Source organism: uncultured Helicobacter sp., from assembly GCF_910577135.1.
Classification (GTDB): Bacteria; Campylobacterota; Campylobacteria; order Campylobacterales; family Helicobacteraceae; genus Helicobacter_C; species Helicobacter_C mastomyrinus.
This window is the reverse complement of the sequence record NZ_CAJTLL010000004.1, coordinates 47,153-63,180: the sequence shown is the minus strand read 5'-3', so window position 1 is coordinate 63,180 and position 16,028 is coordinate 47,153. Positions and strand designations below refer to the sequence as shown.

At 34.7% G+C, this 16,028-nt stretch carries 17 protein-coding genes and 3 pseudogenes; all 20 read right to left on the bottom strand.

What is annotated here, in order from left to right; translation table 11 throughout:
- Nucleotides 1–265: 265 nt before the first annotated feature.
- Nucleotides 266–483, bottom strand: a pseudogene (locus QZ289_RS03120) (DNA methyltransferase); the annotation flags it as partial.
- 93 nt (nucleotides 484–576) lie between these two features.
- Nucleotides 577–1,215 carry a CatB-related O-acetyltransferase gene (locus QZ289_RS03115; RefSeq protein ID WP_290456786.1) on the bottom strand — a complete coding sequence of 213 codons (639 nt, stop codon included), beginning with the start codon at nucleotides 1,213–1,215 and terminating at the stop codon, nucleotides 577–579.
- A 20-nt stretch (nucleotides 1,216–1,235) separates the two neighbouring features.
- Nucleotides 1,236–1,934 carry a DUF3387 domain-containing protein gene (locus tag QZ289_RS03110; RefSeq protein ID WP_295699101.1) on the bottom strand — a complete coding sequence of 233 codons (699 nt, stop codon included), beginning with the start codon at nucleotides 1,932–1,934 and terminating at the stop codon, nucleotides 1,236–1,238.
- Entirely contained in the window at nucleotides 1,918–4,302 is a 2,385-nt protein-coding gene (locus tag QZ289_RS03105) for a type I restriction endonuclease subunit R (RefSeq protein ID WP_295699099.1), read from the bottom strand. The genes QZ289_RS03110 and QZ289_RS03105 overlap by 17 nt, the downstream gene beginning before the upstream one ends.
- 117 nt (nucleotides 4,303–4,419) lie before the next feature.
- Nucleotides 4,420–6,138 carry a hypothetical protein gene (locus QZ289_RS03100; protein ID WP_295699098.1) on the bottom strand — a complete coding sequence of 573 codons (1,719 nt, stop codon included), beginning with the start codon at nucleotides 6,136–6,138 and terminating at the stop codon, nucleotides 4,420–4,422.
- A gap of 1 nt (nucleotide 6,139) precedes the next feature.
- A complete protein-coding gene (locus QZ289_RS03095) occupies nucleotides 6,140–7,345 on the bottom strand; it encodes a restriction endonuclease subunit S (RefSeq protein ID WP_289688027.1) in 1,206 nt (401 codons plus the stop codon).
- Between the two features lie 50 nt (nucleotides 7,346–7,395).
- A pseudogene (locus tag QZ289_RS03090) lies at nucleotides 7,396–7,665 on the bottom strand (type II toxin-antitoxin system YafQ family toxin).
- On the bottom strand, nucleotides 7,655–7,876 hold the full coding sequence (locus tag QZ289_RS03085) for a hypothetical protein (protein WP_034327661.1): 222 nt from the start codon (nucleotides 7,874–7,876) through the stop codon (nucleotides 7,655–7,657). The pseudogene QZ289_RS03090 and the gene QZ289_RS03085 overlap by 11 nt, the downstream one beginning before the upstream one ends.
- Nucleotides 7,877–7,926: 50 nt before the next feature.
- Entirely contained in the window at nucleotides 7,927–8,082 is a 156-nt protein-coding gene (locus QZ289_RS03080; RefSeq protein WP_289688026.1) for a hypothetical protein, read from the bottom strand.
- 230 nt (nucleotides 8,083–8,312) lie between these two features.
- Nucleotides 8,313–9,822 (bottom strand): annotated as a pseudogene (locus tag QZ289_RS10445) (N-6 DNA methylase).
- Between the two features lie 224 nt (nucleotides 9,823–10,046).
- Entirely contained in the window at nucleotides 10,047–10,289 is a 243-nt protein-coding gene (locus QZ289_RS03055; protein ID WP_295699090.1) for a hypothetical protein, read from the bottom strand.
- A complete protein-coding gene (locus QZ289_RS03050; RefSeq protein WP_295699088.1) occupies nucleotides 10,213–10,401 on the bottom strand; it encodes an EVE domain-containing protein in 189 nt (62 codons plus the stop codon). The genes QZ289_RS03055 and QZ289_RS03050 overlap by 77 nt, the downstream gene beginning before the upstream one ends.
- A gap of 18 nt (nucleotides 10,402–10,419) precedes the next feature.
- A complete protein-coding gene (locus QZ289_RS03045) occupies nucleotides 10,420–12,180 on the bottom strand; it encodes a DUF262 domain-containing protein (RefSeq protein WP_295699086.1) in 1,761 nt (586 codons plus the stop codon).
- A gap of 140 nt (nucleotides 12,181–12,320) precedes the next feature.
- On the bottom strand, nucleotides 12,321–12,593 hold the full coding sequence (locus QZ289_RS03040) for a dihydrofolate reductase family protein (protein WP_295699223.1): 273 nt from the start codon (nucleotides 12,591–12,593) through the stop codon (nucleotides 12,321–12,323).
- Nucleotides 12,594–12,696: 103 nt separating this feature from the next.
- On the bottom strand, nucleotides 12,697–12,867 hold the full coding sequence (locus QZ289_RS03035; protein ID WP_295699084.1) for a hypothetical protein: 171 nt from the start codon (nucleotides 12,865–12,867) through the stop codon (nucleotides 12,697–12,699).
- 148 nt (nucleotides 12,868–13,015) lie between these two features.
- On the bottom strand, nucleotides 13,016–13,192 hold the full coding sequence (locus QZ289_RS03030; protein ID WP_295699081.1) for a hypothetical protein: 177 nt from the start codon (nucleotides 13,190–13,192) through the stop codon (nucleotides 13,016–13,018).
- Between the two features lie 48 nt (nucleotides 13,193–13,240).
- Entirely contained in the window at nucleotides 13,241–13,792 is a 552-nt protein-coding gene (locus QZ289_RS03025; RefSeq protein ID WP_034367843.1) for a cytolethal distending toxin subunit A/C, read from the bottom strand.
- 9 nt (nucleotides 13,793–13,801) lie between these two features.
- Nucleotides 13,802–14,623 (bottom strand): cytolethal distending toxin subunit B family protein, encoded by an 822-nt coding sequence (locus QZ289_RS03020; protein ID WP_295699077.1) that lies wholly within the window; start codon nucleotides 14,621–14,623, stop codon nucleotides 13,802–13,804.
- A gap of 19 nt (nucleotides 14,624–14,642) precedes the next feature.
- Nucleotides 14,643–15,338 (bottom strand): cytolethal distending toxin subunit A/C, encoded by a 696-nt coding sequence (locus tag QZ289_RS03015; protein WP_295699075.1) that lies wholly within the window; start codon nucleotides 15,336–15,338, stop codon nucleotides 14,643–14,645.
- Between the two features lie 336 nt (nucleotides 15,339–15,674).
- Nucleotides 15,675–15,926 carry a DNA methyltransferase gene (locus QZ289_RS03010; protein WP_295699073.1) on the bottom strand — a complete coding sequence of 84 codons (252 nt, stop codon included), beginning with the start codon at nucleotides 15,924–15,926 and terminating at the stop codon, nucleotides 15,675–15,677.
- Nucleotides 15,927–16,028: the final 102 nt, after the last annotated feature.

Genomic DNA, 16,028 nt, shown 5'->3' with positions numbered 1-16,028 from the left:
GATAAGTTTAAATTTTATATCCGTTTTCCTCACCCAAAATCAGTATTTTGTGGCTTCAATACAAAGCCTCAATATTTTAAGTTACTATAAGATTCTACTAAAGAATGATGATGTATTACTTTATTGGAGAATGTTGCTTAAGCTACAGGCAAGGATGGCATTTGGGGAAAGTTACTCCGACTCAATCGTGTCAGGAGGTTTGCTTGTGATCTCATAGACGACACGATTTCTGCTGTTCATTAATTTTAGTCGCTTCGCTACCTTCATCAATGCCTATGAACTTTCGTCCCAACAAAAATGCTTCTTATAAAAACTCCCACTTCCACAAAAGCAATCCATTACTAAAGAATCCACATTAGAGGACATTTGAATGATTCTTACATTATTTTTTTGTGTTGGGTAGATAGGATTTTGTGTATCTTTCAACTCCCAAATATTTTGAATCTTGTTGCCCCTAGAATCTTGTGCATAAACCTTTTTTCTAGACACTCCATTTTTGCGTTATATCTAAATATATCAAAAAAAATGCAAGAGGGAGAAAGGCATCGGGTAAAGCCAAATAAACTTTTTGTTGTTTTATATCCTCTGTTTTATCTCCTTTTTTACCCTTTGCAAGTCGCTGCAGGTAAGAAGCGGGATAAGAGTTTGAATCTCGTCTATGCTTTTCTCCCACCATTGAAACGCAAGCAAAAGTGAAATCAGCTCCTCGTCAAATCGCTTCTTAATTTCTTTTGCAGGATTCCCTACCACAATGCTATAAGGTGCGACATTGCTGCCCACAACGCTATTTGCACCGATAATCGCACCATCGCCGATATGCACACCGGGTAAAATCGTAGCATTTTGCCCAATCCACACATCATTACCAATTATCGTATCGCCTTTAAGCGGCAGATTTTCGGGAGTTGGAGGCAGTGCATTCCAACCCTCAAAGATATTAAAAGGAAAGGTGCTTACCGCATTCATTTGATGATTTGCGCCATTCATCACAAACTCCACACCCGCAGCAATTTGGCAAAATTTACCAATGATAAGTTTATCCCCATTAAATGCGTAATGGTGGCTAATATGCCGCTCAAAATCACTATCACTAATGTATGTAAAGTCGCCCACGATAACATTTGGATTCTTTATGATGGGCTTGACATAGCAAACATAATCCACACCCTTGATTGGAAAGGGATTATTTGGATTGGGCGAGATTCCATGTTTCATATTTGTCTCCTTATATTCAATTATAAAGCTGTCAAATCTTTTGCCACAAGTTCGGCTTGAGCTATGATTCTATCTGTTGCGAGTTTTTGCATATCCGGTGGATAGCCATATTCTTTAAGCACCCTTTTAACTGCCACACGAAGCTTTGCTCGCACAGATTCTTTGTGCTGCCAATCTAAGCTAACATTTTGCTTTAATGTCTGAAAAATCGCTATGGCAAGTTCTTTTAGCTCATTTTTACTCATCACTTCTTTTGCATTTTCATTTTTGGCAATCGCTTCATAAAAGGCATATTCATAGTCTTTTAATCCCAAATCCTGTCTCTGCGTATCACTCGCAATAAGTTCTTTGCTTAGGGCAATCAGCTCCTCTATGGCTTCTGCTACACTAAGGAAGTTGTTTTGATATTTTTGCATTGTCTTTTGCAGTCGCTCTATCAAGCTTTTTGCAGAGAGTGCAGAGCTAAGACGCGCACTTAGTTCATCGTTTAAAAGCTTTTGCAAAGTCTGCAAGGCAAGGTTTTTGTGTTTATGGGAGGCAAGCTCGCTTAAAAACTCCTCTGAAAGAATAGAGAGATTGGGCTTTTTAATTCCTGTGCTATCTAAAAGTTTCACTACCCCCTCACTCACAATCGCGTCATTAATAATTTGCCTAATTGCGCTTTGTGGCACAAGAGATTTTTGCAAAGTTCTTTTGATGAGGTCAAAAAAACGCCACATCTTTTGCGATTTTCTCCGCTTCCTCGCAAGGCAGAGCCATTGCATAGGATTTTAAAAGCCTTGTTGCATTATCCAAAAATCGCTTTTTGCCATTTTCTTGGGCTAGGATACATTCTAAAACTTGGGCGATGAGCTGAAGTTTTTCTTGTGCTTGTAGCGTAAAATATTCCAAATAATTAATCCCTTGCAGCATTTGGGTGGTAATTTCATAGTTTTCTTGCATTTTTTCTATGATTTTTGTCTTTTCTTGTATAAACGCACCCTTACCTCCGCTTTTTGTATAAAATTCTAGTGCGTTTTTTAGCTCATTGGCAATGCCTAGATAATCCACGACTAGCCCCGCAGGTTTGTCCTTATACACACGATTTACCCTTGCGATAGCTTGCATAAGGTTATGTCCGCTTAGGAATTTATCCATATAAAGCGTATGCAGCGGAGGCACATCAAAGCCGGTAAGCCACATATCGCACACGATAACCATTTGCAGTTCATCATCAATGTTTTTAAGTCTCCTAGCGATTTCGCTTCGTTGTGCGTTGCTCGTGTGGTGTTGGCTTATCTTTGCTCCATCATCACTCTTTGCAGTCATTATCACCTTGATTTTACCCTTTGTGGAATCCTCATTATGCCACGAGGGCTTTAAATGCACGATTTGTTCATATAACGACACTGCGATTTCTCGGCTCATACAAACAATCATCGCCTTGCCTTGCAAAATCTCTTGCCGCTGCGTAAAATGTTCTAAAATATCCTTTGCGATAGTTTGCAGTCTATCCTTTGCCCCGACAATCTCGCATAACCTCGTGGCTTTGGCGTTGATTTTCTCTTGCTCCTCGCTTTTGCTTAGTTTAGAATCTAGTGCATTTAAAAGCTCTTGCCCCTCTGCGCTTAAAGCGATTTTAGCTAATCGGCTTTCATAGAAAATCGGCAAAGTTGCCTTATCCTCTACCGCTCGTGCAATATCATAAATATCAATGTATTCTCCAAAAACGCGCCTTGTGTCCGCATCCGCCTTTTCTATCGGCGTGCCACTAAAGCCAAGATAAGTCGCATTTGGCAGAGCGTCTCGCAAGTATTTTGCATAGCCATAGCGCAACTGCGCCTCCTCATCAAGTCGCGCTTCAAAGCCATATTGGCTTCTGTGGGCTTCATCGCATAGCACAAGGATATTTTCCCTCTTGCTTAAGCATTCAAAGCTTTCTTTGTCGCTTCTAAACTTTTGAATCGTGCTAAAGACAATGCCCCCACTTGCTCTTTTAAGCTTTGTTTTTAAGTCCTGTGTGCTGCTTGCGAGGATTGGCTCTGTGCGTAAAAGCTCCTTTGCCCTAGCAAAAGTGCCAAAAAGCTGTTCGTCAAGGTCGTTTCTATCGGTGATGATTAAAAGTGTGGGATTAGCAAAGTTTGCAATCGCCTTTGCGCTAAAAAACACCATTGTGAGACTTTTGCCACTGCCTTGTGTGTGCCAAAGCACCCCGCCTCTTTTGTCTCCATTCATTGCGCTTCTAGCGGATTCTATCGCCTTTTGCACCGCGTAATATTGATGATAAGCAGCGATTTTTTTAATAATTTTTGTCGTGGATAAGCCTGTTTTTGTTTTGTCATTAAAAGTCTCCTTTTCAAAGAGGACAAAAAAGCGCGTAAATTCTAAAAGATTGTGAGGTTTTAACACATCGGGCATTAGGGGTATTTCCGATTCCTCATTTTTCCATACCATAAAGCGCGTAAAATCCGCACTCAAGCTCCCCACCTTACTATTTAGCCCATCGCTTACCATACATAGCGCATTGGAGATAAAAAGCATAGGAATCTGCGCCTTGTAAGTTTGAATCTGATAATAGGCGTTTTGCAAGGTAGCATTTGGATTTAGAGGATTTTTAAGCTCACACACCACTAAGGGTAAGCCATTGACAAAGAGCACAACATCAGGGCGTTTGGGCATTTTAGATTCAAAATGGAGTTGATTAGCGCACAAAAAGTGATTGTTTTGCGGGTTTTCAAAATCTAGCACTTGCAAGAGAATGCCTCGCATTTCACCATCAAGTAGCACTTCAAGCGGGATACCCTGCGTAAGATAAGCGTGGCATTTCGCATTTGCTTCTAAAAGCTCCTCATTTTCAAGGGCTTTGAGTCTAGCTAATGCCTCGTTTATAAGCTGCTCTTGGATTTCATAACTTAGGTTAAGATTGCAAGGTTTGGAATCCGCAAAGTTAATCCTCCGCACCGCCTCTTTAAACTCATTCTCAAGTATCCACTCCTTGCTGACGCGTTCTAATTCCTTGCCGCTTTTGTAAGTGTATCCTGCGTTTTCTAAACCTTGCAGGAGCAAGGATTCTATGGCGAATTCATCAAGCTTTTGAGGTTCTTGCATTATTCATATTCCTTTGGATTGATGATGGAATCCACACCATATTTTTTAGTATTTAATAATATCGTGTTGTATTCATATTCTCCATTAATGGATAATTTCCTTATTTGTTTGGAATCCTTACATTCTCTTATCAATAAAATAAGAAACAAAGAGATTGTTTGCATAATTAGCAAAATTTTTATAGTAAGTTATTATTGGACTATATTTATTATTAGCATTATGTGCTATTTTGTTTCTAAGTCTATATAAAAATATTAATTTTTGCCTTTGGTTATCCTCGTATTTTTCAATCAATTTACAATCTTTATGATAATTTATTAACTCTTGAAGCCTATCAAAGTAAAAGTTATGTTTAAAATTATTAGATTCCACTTCTGTAAATTCTATCATCTTTTTTAAAACATCCTTTCGCTTTATTTTACATTCTTTATCGTTTATTCCATCAATAATTTTTTTGCCCCTATCGCTTAAATTACACTTACGTGATTTCCAATAATTATATAAAATTACACAACCTTCATCTATAGAATACTGATTTTTATAAACTATTGCTAAAATTTTTGGAGCGACATTTAAAATATTTTTTATTGTATTCTCGCCTTTAATTTCAAATAAATTTTCTAAACAAATCCAATTCGATAAAATTGCATAATTTTCCGATTCAGTTTCTAAGGCTCTTCTTTTCCAAGTTAATGATTCGGATATTTTTGTATCAAGCAAATTCAATGATTGATTTTCAATAAGTTTCGCATAATAATCTTGATATTCTTTTGGGTGATTAAAAGACTTCATATCAATAGAATTTGATAATATAATTGGTATATACTGTTCAAAATGCTTCTTACTACCAAAAAAATTACCTTTATTATCAACTATTATAAAATAATCCTTATCAACTTTTATATTAGAATCCAATTCGGAGTAACGTGAAGCAATAACATCAAAAAACAAATTAGCCTTTTTGATGGCTTTATATGCCTCATATTCTATATTCTCTGTATCATTTATCATCTCTATATCTATAGCAATATTGCAGAAAGTAGGCGATTCCTCTTTATTTTTTTCTAATCCAGAATCTAAAGAAATTTCTTCATCAAGACGACCGAAAAATTCCTTTTTACGATTAAAATCATCCTCACTTTTACTAATAAATTGTTTAACAAAAGGATTATAGATTTCAACCCCTCCCATTTTAAGATTCTTGTTGTGTATTAATCCTGTAACTTGGAATATAAATTTTACTGAGAGTGTTTCACTATCAAAATAATCATTGAAAATTTCTATTACTTTTACTTTGCCATCTTTTATTTCGTGTATTACTTTATCCGAGAAGCCTTTATGTTGCAATTCAAAGACAATAAATCTAACTAAATGTTTTATACTCTCTTTATCATTACTTTCAAGTTCTTTGTCATTAAAAAGAATTTTAGATAATTCTTTGACACATTCTTTGCCTAATCTAAAATCACTCATTTCTTTTAAAGTAGATTTTAATGCGGAGAGCAAATCATCTTTTTTACTAGATTGTTGTTGAATGATTTTTAAAGTAGATTCTAAAAATTTTAACGTTTCTAGCTTTAGGTCAATCAAATTATTAACATTTTCTATAAAAAATTTTTTATTATTGGAATTTGATAAATTTTTTCTCTCTATTTCATCAATAAATTCTTTAAAAAGTTCTTTTGGATTGTATAAAATAGGATTGATAGAATATTGTTCTAAACTCTTAAAATGAGACAATTTAGTCCTTTCATCCTCTTTGATGGCTGTAAAATACTCCCAATAATCAATAAAATATTGCAATTTGATTTCTTGATTACTTAGATTTTCGTTCACCTCACACCTCCACTTCACCGCTTAAGAGTTTTGGTAGCATTATATCACGCATTTGTTGTAATGATTGAATTTGCAATAAGTTGCTATAACTCTTTTTCAAAAAATACGAAACTTTTTTAGTAAAATCCATTATAATTTCTGAGTTTGGAATCTTGGTTGTATATTCTGAAATAGTTTTTCTATTCATATGTAGAACGGTTGTGCCATTAGAATTGCCTAGACAATGAGATTTAAAATCCTGTGTCTTAAATAAATAATATAAAAACTCTTTACTTAACCATTCTATTTTAGATTCTACTTTAACCAAGTCCATTGTAATGATAAGTTTTTCAAATTGACCTATATCAATAACTAATGCAGGGTTGCCAATTATCTCTGCTTCTTGTGTTATATCTGTGTGAGCAACTATTAAATCTCCATTTTCTACAATTTGAGAATCTTTAAATCTTGTTCCAATAAATTCTTTAAATCCATTGACATTAAAAGAACCATCTCGTGCAAAATTTTTTAATGTAACTAAAGCAATGTTAGATTTATCTAGCTCACTGCTTTTATATGAATATCCATTCACACACTCTACATAATCGCCAATTTTGATTTCCTCCCACTCATTGCATTTGGGATTGTCTATAAAGATATGGCGGAAGAGAGTGAGGCTTAAGGATTCTAGAGTTTTGTTTTGGCGGTGGAGTAAATCTATCTTATCGTCCAAACTACTTAGAATCTCCGCGATTTTATGCTGTGTCTCAAGGGGCGGTAAGGGGATAATAAGGTTTTCTATATCAGATGGTTTAATGGCTGGATAAGCACTTGTTGAGGCTTCAGCTATTAAATCTAAAAATTCTATTGTTTCGTCAAGTATTAAAAAATAATATAAAAACTTAGAATCTAAGATATTTTGATGAGTCGTAATCGTGCAAAAACCTGTTGAAACAACTAAATTTTTACTCGGATTTTTTATAAAACCAAAGTGTCTTTGAATAGGACGAACAAGTGAATAAATAATGTCATTATCTTGAACAAGTCTTTTGGCTCTACTTGGCAAATCCTTTAAATCAAAATTTTGGAGAGATTCTATTCTGCTATCTGTAATTGAGCCTGTATCAAGATATTGAACTATATTATATGGATAATTTTTATCAATACTTTTGCAATTTGTTTTTATCATCTCCCCCAACTTCACCCTTTGCCAAGTGGTTTTATTCATTGTTTGCCTTTGTGAGCTTCTATGCTTTGCTTATACTTTGAGAGATTGACTTAAAACACTTCACTATGAGAGCCAACATTAATTGCCTTTAGAATGAGTAAATATTCTATTTTGTCATATATCAAAACTAAATTTGGTTTAATATGACATTCCCTTAAGCCTTTTAACTACCTTATTAATTTGTGGTCTTTGTATTTTGGCTCTAAAGTTTCATCATTTGCAAGGCGGTTTAAGAGATTTTCAACAAGGCTTAAATCCTCTTTGTTAAGTTTTTTCACTGCGTTTTTATATTGTTTTGAATAAGCGATTTTATATTTCATTTAAAATATCTTTGTGCATTTTTTTAGCATTTGAATAAGTTTTTAATTTGCCTTGTTTGTAGAGTTTATCCATTTCCTCACTCTCTTTTTCCATTTGGGCAATAGCTTCTGCTCTTGATTTTTGTGTTCTTATCTTTGCCTTAATTCCCTTAGCCAACCCCTTAAAAGCTGGCAAAAACTCTTCTTTGACATTTTCAATGATGAGCGTCATTGTGTATCCTTTGGCTTGAAGTTTTTTAATTATAGCAAATTTTATAATCTTTATTTTATTTCACTTGCATTAAGTTTTGCCTTTTTTGCTAAATCCTCTAAATAATTTGCCAATGCCTTTGTGATAATCGCTTCTATTGGCTGTTTCGTATTTTCTTGTGCGAGATGAAGCAAGTTTTGTGCTTCTTTGGATAAGGTGATATTCATTATTTTTCCTTTACTTCCTTGTATTTATTTTCTAGGCATTATAGCAGATTGCGATGAAACTTTTACATAAATCATCACGGCTTGTGTGTTAATATTAAATCCCCCAACTTCACCCTTTGCCAAGTGGTTTTATTCATTGTTTGCCTTTGTGTGTTTTGTGTATTGTTAAGGTATTAATGCTACAATTTTCGCTCATTCACGGCGGTGCTTTACCGCTTTGTATATATCTTTCATTTCTCTATCAAAGCAAGGTTGGCTAGAATCCTTTTATTTAACGCCTCTTCTTCTCGCATTTGGGATTGCAACTCCTCTTTTAAGCGTGTAAATTCTGTCTCAAAGTCAAAATCTTCTTCACTTTCTTCTAAGCCTACAAATCTGCCCGGTGTCAAAGTGTAGCCGAGTGCGGCGACTTCTTGTAGGGAAGCAGATTTGCAAAAGCCTTTGATGTCGGCATAAGGTGGGGTGGATTCTTTAGAGTTTGCCAAATCTGCACGATTCTGTGCTTTTTCCCACGCGTGGTAAGCTTAGCTTATCCTTTGAATATCCTCTTGCGTGAGAATACGATTTTTGCGATTAATCAACTCGCCACAATTTCTTGCGTCTATGAAAAGGATTTCTTTATTTGCTTTGGAGCGGCGGATAAACCACAGACAAGCGGGGATTTGCGTGTTTAAGAAAAGCTTAGCGGGGAGATTGACAATGCAATCAATGAGATTAGATTCTATCAAGTTTTTGCGTATCTCGCCTTCTGTCGCGGTGTTGCTTGTGAGGCTGCCTTTGGCAAGGACAAATCCCGCCACGCCTTTAGGGGCAAGATGATAGAGGAAGTGCTGAATCCACGCATAGTTTGCGTTTGTAGTAAGGGGAGTGCCAAACTTCCAACGTCCATCAAGCTTTAAGAGTTCGCCACTATAATCGGAGTCGTTAAAGGGCGGGTTAGCGATGACAAAATCCGCTTTTAAGTCCTTATGCGCGTTATTTAAGAAGCTACCCTCGCTATTCCATTTAACTTGTGAGGAGTCAATTTGTCTTATAGCAAGATTCATTTTCGCTAGTCGCCAAGTCGTTTGGTTGCTCTCTTGTCCATAAATAGAAATATCATCAATGCTACCTTGATGGCTTTGCACGAAAAGTTCGCTTTGCACAAACATTCCCCCACTGCCACAACAGGGGTCAAATACGCGTCCTTTGTAAGGCTCTAGCATCGCAATAAGAAGTTCTACAACGCTTTTTGGTGTGTAAAACTGCCCGCCCTTTTTACCCTCACTTAGCGCAAACTCGCCTAAGAAATATTCAAAAATATGCCCTAAATATCGCTACTTTGGGCTGAATGCAAAGAGAGATTAGAGAGCAAATCAATCAGCCCACCCAAACAAATGGAATCTAATTCTTCTTGAGCATAGACTTTTGGCAAAACTCCCTTAAGGCTTGGGTTTTCTTGCTCTATGGTTTGCATTGCATTATCTAAAAGGCTGCCGATATTGCTTTGTTTGGCGTTTTCCATAATGTAGCCCCACCGCGCCTTTGTCGGCACGAAAAACGCATGTAGGCAAGGTATTCGTCTTTATCCTCCGTATCTCCGCCTTCATTTTGCACCCTCTCAAAAGTGGCTTGGAAGCTATCGGAAATGTATTTTAAGAAAACTAAGCCCAAAACGATATGCTTGTATTTGGCAGCGTCGATGTTTTTGCGGAGTTTATCGGCGGATTTAAAAAGTGTTTGCGCTAAGGTTTGTGTCATACAAGCTTCTTTGTTGTGGGATTCTTTTGGTAATATTTTACCAATTTTTTTAGCACAATTTTACCTTAAATAAAATGCACTCTCCAATAAAAAGGCTCAACTCTCCTTAAGGATTAATCGTTTTTGTTTTTATAATAGCAACCGCGGCTTTGGCAGATTGTATTTTGCATTAAGAATCCTTTGTCATATACTCTGCGAGGAAGTTAAAAAACTCTTTGGAGACTTCAAAATGCCCAAAAACGCAGTTTGCTTGCGTAGGCTTTCCATTCTGGGTGTGTCTTTGCCACGCTTAAAGGGCATTCTCGCTTAATTTCACTCCATAGCACATTGCGCCTAAAAGGGAAAAATCCCTTAAACATCTCCACTTGATACACATTTTCATCTGCGATTTCACCTAGTGCGGTGAAGGCTTGATAAGGCTCTAGATTCCATAGTAAGCTTTGGGCTATAATAGATGATTTTATCATTTTGCTTCATTCTTTTAAGCGGTGCGGCTTTGCCGTGGCAGAGTTGGCAAAATCCCCCTGCTTGTCCTATTTGAATATAATTTTTTGATGCTATGCCGATGAAGTAGCGCATTGGGTGTCCTTATTTTAATTATTTAGTGAAAATATCATCAACATTCCAAATTTTGAAAAATTCTTGTGTTAATCTCTGTGTCCTATCCCTTATGGTATCTTCGTTCCATATTGTTTTATCGCATAGCTCTCTAGTAATAAGCAAATCCGCACAGCTTTTAATGGAATTTTTACGACTTCCATCGCCATTAAGCTTAATTTTCCAAGAAGCATTTTTTATTGCACTATTAAGAGAGCTTTTTAAAAGCGTCATATTGCCTATTTGATAGATTAAATCCTCTGCGTGTAATTCATCTTTTGCAATACTTTTCCAATTTTCTTCCCACGATTGTGGCATAAGATGTTCCAATGTCCATTTATAAGAAAGCTCTATACTATCTTGTGTCTTTTTATTTGTATGGCGTCTATAAAGTTCTATCCAAAAAAGGATTAACGCAGCTTTTTTATTTGCAAGATAGTTATCTTTAGATATTAAACAATCCTCAATTTCATATCTCTTTGGAATATCTTTCAAATTATTTTTCAAAAATTCTAGGGGGTTGGTCTTGTTAAGCTTTTTTGTCATATTTGCAAAGAGTTTATTGTAATCTTTTGTGCTTTTAAAACATAACCAACGCGTAAGGATAAAAACTTCTAGTAAATTTAAGCACTTTTTCATAATATCAGAATTGTTTTTAAGGTTGAATTTTAAAGCCAAAATTAAAGGCATTATTGTATTTGTATCTGTAACTTTTAAAATATGAAACAAGCGTTGCTCATCATTTTCAAAGCATAATGGAGTATCTTTGGTAATGTATGGAAAATTTTGATAAATTAAAGCATATTCTTTGATTTTCTTTAAAAAAGATTCTAGTTGTTGCGCACTAAAATCTCTCGTTTTTTGTTTATAAATATCACTTAAGTTTTCTAAAGTGTCTTTCTCAACATCAAAGAATCCCCCGATAATCGCAAAAGAGTGTAAGAAAATCTCACTTTGCACCCTTTTAAGCCTTCCTGTGGCAATTTCCTCTTCCCAAAATTCCTTATTTTCTTTTGCTTCAAATAAATCTTCCCAATACTCCTTATAAAGCTTTTCATAATCTGTATTTAATGCCATAGCTTTTGCAAAAAGCGCGTTTTTAATAATATCTGTTGCGGTGAGTTTTAAACCTGCGGTGTTAATAGAGTCAAAGATTTTTTGTTCATCTTCATTTGTGTCTAAATTAATGGTAACCCATAATTTTGAATTGAGAATAAAATCTAAAAATTCTTTATAATTTTTTTCTATTTCCTCTACCCGCTTTGTAAAATACTCATAGCATCGAATTAATCTATTCCTTATTTTATCCTTATCTTTGCCTTCTTTGTGCTTTTCAATATCTTGCAAGGATACAAAATCTTTAGCTTGTAGAATCTGATTAAAAGAAGTTTTATCAACCCTAGAATGTTGAATTTTTGGATTTTTTTCTTTAGTTGGCTTTTTGAATAAATATTTAACATTGTCTTGCTTATCATCTTCATCTAACTTATCATATAAAGATTTTACGAGAATAGAAAAAGTTGTTAATCTTTGTTGTCCGTCAATCAAGCTTCTTTTTGTTCCCTCTCCTGCATTGGTAGGAAGTTGTTTTAAAACTATTGAACCTAAAAAATGTTCTCTGTTATTTGCATAGCTATCTTGTAGGTCTTCAAAAAGTTGCTTCCATTGTTCTTCTTCCCATACATACGCTCTTTGAAAAAATGGAATTTCAATCAAAGATTCTTGCTCCATAAAACCAAAATTATTTTCTGTTGCTTTCATTCCCTCTCTTTTTTCTAGCTAATTTCCAAACCTAAATATTATACCAAACCAAGCTATAAACAAACTAAACCAAAAGCCTAATTTGCTGCAAATGTCAGCATTCTTACCCCGATGAAATAACGCATTTCTAACTCCTATTTTTACTGCAAACTATTGTTATTGTAAAATCCCGTTATCAAACCATTTTCTTCTTTCATATCTTTTAGCTTCAATTTTATTTTACTATTATTTTCAAAAAGTCTAATTCCACTTCCTAAAATAATGGGAACAGTCGTAATTTGGTATTCATCAATTAGGTTTTCTTTCACGCATTGATTGACTAAATTTGTGCCGCCGCAAATCCATATGCTTTTCCTTATTTCTTGCTTTAATCTATTTATCAATTCGGTTATATTCATATTAAGATATTTAATATTGGCATTATCTTTGATATTTTTACTTGTTAGGACATAACTTGTTAAATCGTCATATATCCATTTATCAGGTGATAATTCAGTTTTTATTTGATAGTATGTGTTATACTAAAATAACAGTATCTATATCCTTAATAAAGTTTTTATATTCGTAATCACTAACATAATCTTCATTATTTCCAACATTTCTGACAATCCAATTAACGCTCCCGCTATTATCCGCAATAAACCCATCTAAACTTTGTGAAATATACAAGATAATTTTACGTTTCATATATCATTCCCTCTCCTTTTTTCTTTGTAATTTCCAAATCCGCATTCTATCAAAAAAAATTACAAGGGAATGAATGAAAATAGGCACAAAATCTTTTTACATAAAATCTGTGCCACTATACCATTTAGAATCTACACTTTAATGAGGCTTATCTTTGGCACATTTTAATCTCTCCACTAGAAAGCAGTTTGATAAGAGCAGTCGCATAAGTGCTATAAGACACTCTACTTTCACCTTTTGCATTGACTTTAAATTCCTCACCTATTAACTCATAATTTTGCGATTTACCCTCATAAAAAATGCTGCAGGGCTGACATAGAGCCAATTGAGATTGCTTTTGCGCACAAACTCAATCTTTCTTTTATGCAAACTTTTAAGGATTAATAGTTTTTGCCTCAACTAAAGGAGGGAGAATGAGCATAAGTTTATACAAATTTATGGTCAATATTTTATCTACACTACAAGGAGTAATGCCAATGCCCCTTCCTGAAGGTAAGCGAGGGTTAAAAAACACCGAAATACATTCTGTTTTATCCAAAACAAAAGAACGAATTTGCACCGCAGAACTTGTTGTAGGAATAATTGTAAATACGGTTTCAAAATTTTTACTTTTTAAATCCTCTTCACAATTTTTAAGCGCAAAAAATCCGCTTTCATCAATCCCTAGGCACGACTTTGGATCATCTGCATTAACAAATTGCATAGCCCCTAAATTAAACTTATCAAAAGGATCACTTTTGCGGATTTGCTCATCAAGATCAACTTGCTTGAGATTCCAATTTGGTTTTCTATAATCTGGAGCAAGCAAATCTCCTGTTGCAAGACTCCTTAGAGAAAATGGTGCGGTAAAATCTGGTAAATCTTCAGGATCGCCTCCATATACAAAGCTTGAGATTAAAATGAATAATAAAGTAAATTTTTTCATTGATGCCTCCTAAAATCGTCCAAAATGCACAGGCGAATGGTCAGATGAGAGGTGTGCGCGTATATTTGCTGCCATAAGTATTGCTGCAATTTGCGGCAAAGCTATAGTGGAACGAGAAGGGCTTGATCTGCCTACTACCGCATAATCAAGTGTTCTATTTGTTCCTCTAGAGCTAAAATGTGTAGCAGAGTTTGGAGCAGTAATACGGATATGATTAGCGATTCTTGTATCTAGCCCCGATTGCAAGAGCGCTGGATCGCGATTAAAATCTCCAGCGATAAGCCAATTTATTTGTGGCATATTAATAAAATTATCGTGCACAGCTGTAACTAAAGCAGGTGCATCACCACCTCCACTTGCTAAAGCGTGAATATTAAAAAACACATCATTGCCGATACGAATACCAATAGCTGGACGCGATGCCTCTGTAGCAACAACATTTTGATGCACTACAAGAACTTCATCAGCTCTTCTATCAGAAACTATGGCAAGATTCACCCTTCTTGCTCCCACATCTAGAGGAGCATAATAGATATAAACTGTATTTGGTCTAGAATAAGTTCCAAGTTCCCATGTAAATTCCTCTACAGGTGTCCCACCGGGCTGAACCATTCTACCTGTTCTTCTCGCTGAAGCAGGTATAGCACCTGCTTCTTGCACCATAAGAATATTAGCAGGATTATCTCCTGTGATGAGTTGTCTCACACTTATATTCCATTTACTCTCAGTATTTGCTGAAGAACCTTGTAGATTCCAAGTGCTTACTCTATAATCTTCAAGATTGGCTAAAGCAAAGGTAAAACTCATTAAAAAGCATAATAGTATTCTCATTTTTACTCCTTAATATTGATTATTTAATGAAAAAAATAGGCTCTGGTTCTAGTGCCACAGGGGTAATATACCATTGTTGGTCAAGGTTAGAACTCGTCGAACATTTTGTTAAATAAATACTATAGTATGTCGTTGTTCGCACAGTTGGTGTTTGCAAACAAGTTTTTGCACTCACACTTTGAATTTGTATGGCTTGATTGTCAAAAAAGTTGAGATTCCATAATTGTGCTTGATTTTTACTATCGCATATATCGTGAATTACACCATTTCCGTAAGCCTGAAGACAAGTACCTTCTTGCATATTTTTAATTATCACTTGCCCATTTGAAAAACTTATAATACGCCAAAATTTTGCTCTGCCAAACTCAAAACTATCAATAGGCGTATATCCCCATACCCAATTTCTTGGCTTAAGCGCCCAAAGTGTTAAAAGACCTCCTGATGAAGACATAATTGATATAGGATTAGAAACATTTTTATCTATTTTTGATGCATTTGCATCAGGAATCCTAACAGGAATTTCACGCCCTTCCATTTCCATCAGCATTGCTCTTGATTTTTCACCCGGTATTCGTTCATTAGGTGGAGGCGTTGGACTTAATCCTATACCCAAATCTTTTTCAGTCTTAGACGAATGCTTAGGCTGATGAACCTTTGGTGTTGAAGAACACGCTGCAAACAAAAGAGTTATTAAGAGAAAAAATAAAAGTCTCATTGTTATATCCTTTGTAAAATAAATTGATTAAATACACTCAATAGCAGTCTATAACCAAAAGTTAAATACTTAAACATTTTAAACATTAATGTAAATAAGAATCTAAATTTATATATTAAAATTAAATAAAAAAGTTTATTTAATTTATTCTATAAGATAGAGCTAAATACTTTAATTTTGCTATTTATTTTCATAAAGAGCCTGATTATTTAATATTTGGCAAAACTGCTTTATTCAAATGTATTTATATCATATATTAAAATGATTAATAATGCAAAAATTTATCATTTTTAATCTTTTTTTTAATTGCTCCTTAACTATTTGCGCTCATTTGTTCTAAACTCCCACCTTATCATCAATGTGTAAATACAGACTCCCTTTTTCACTCATTAATTCTTTGATTAAAATTAGACGATAGTAGAGAAATTCCAAATAAGATTCCAAATTAAATTTGTCTTTATATGCAATTTTTGAATCTAAACTTGCGCTCATCGTGCTTCCTAGTCTAAAGGTATTATTTGTGGCAAAAGGAGGGTCAATATAGATTAAGTCTATACTATTTTTGAAGCTTTTAGCTTGATTTTGCATAGCATTGAGGTTATCATCAAAAATAAGTAAATTTTTTTGATCGTAATCCCCTTGTAGTTCTCTGCTTAATGGAAGTTTTAGAAAATCTTGCGATAAAATCTA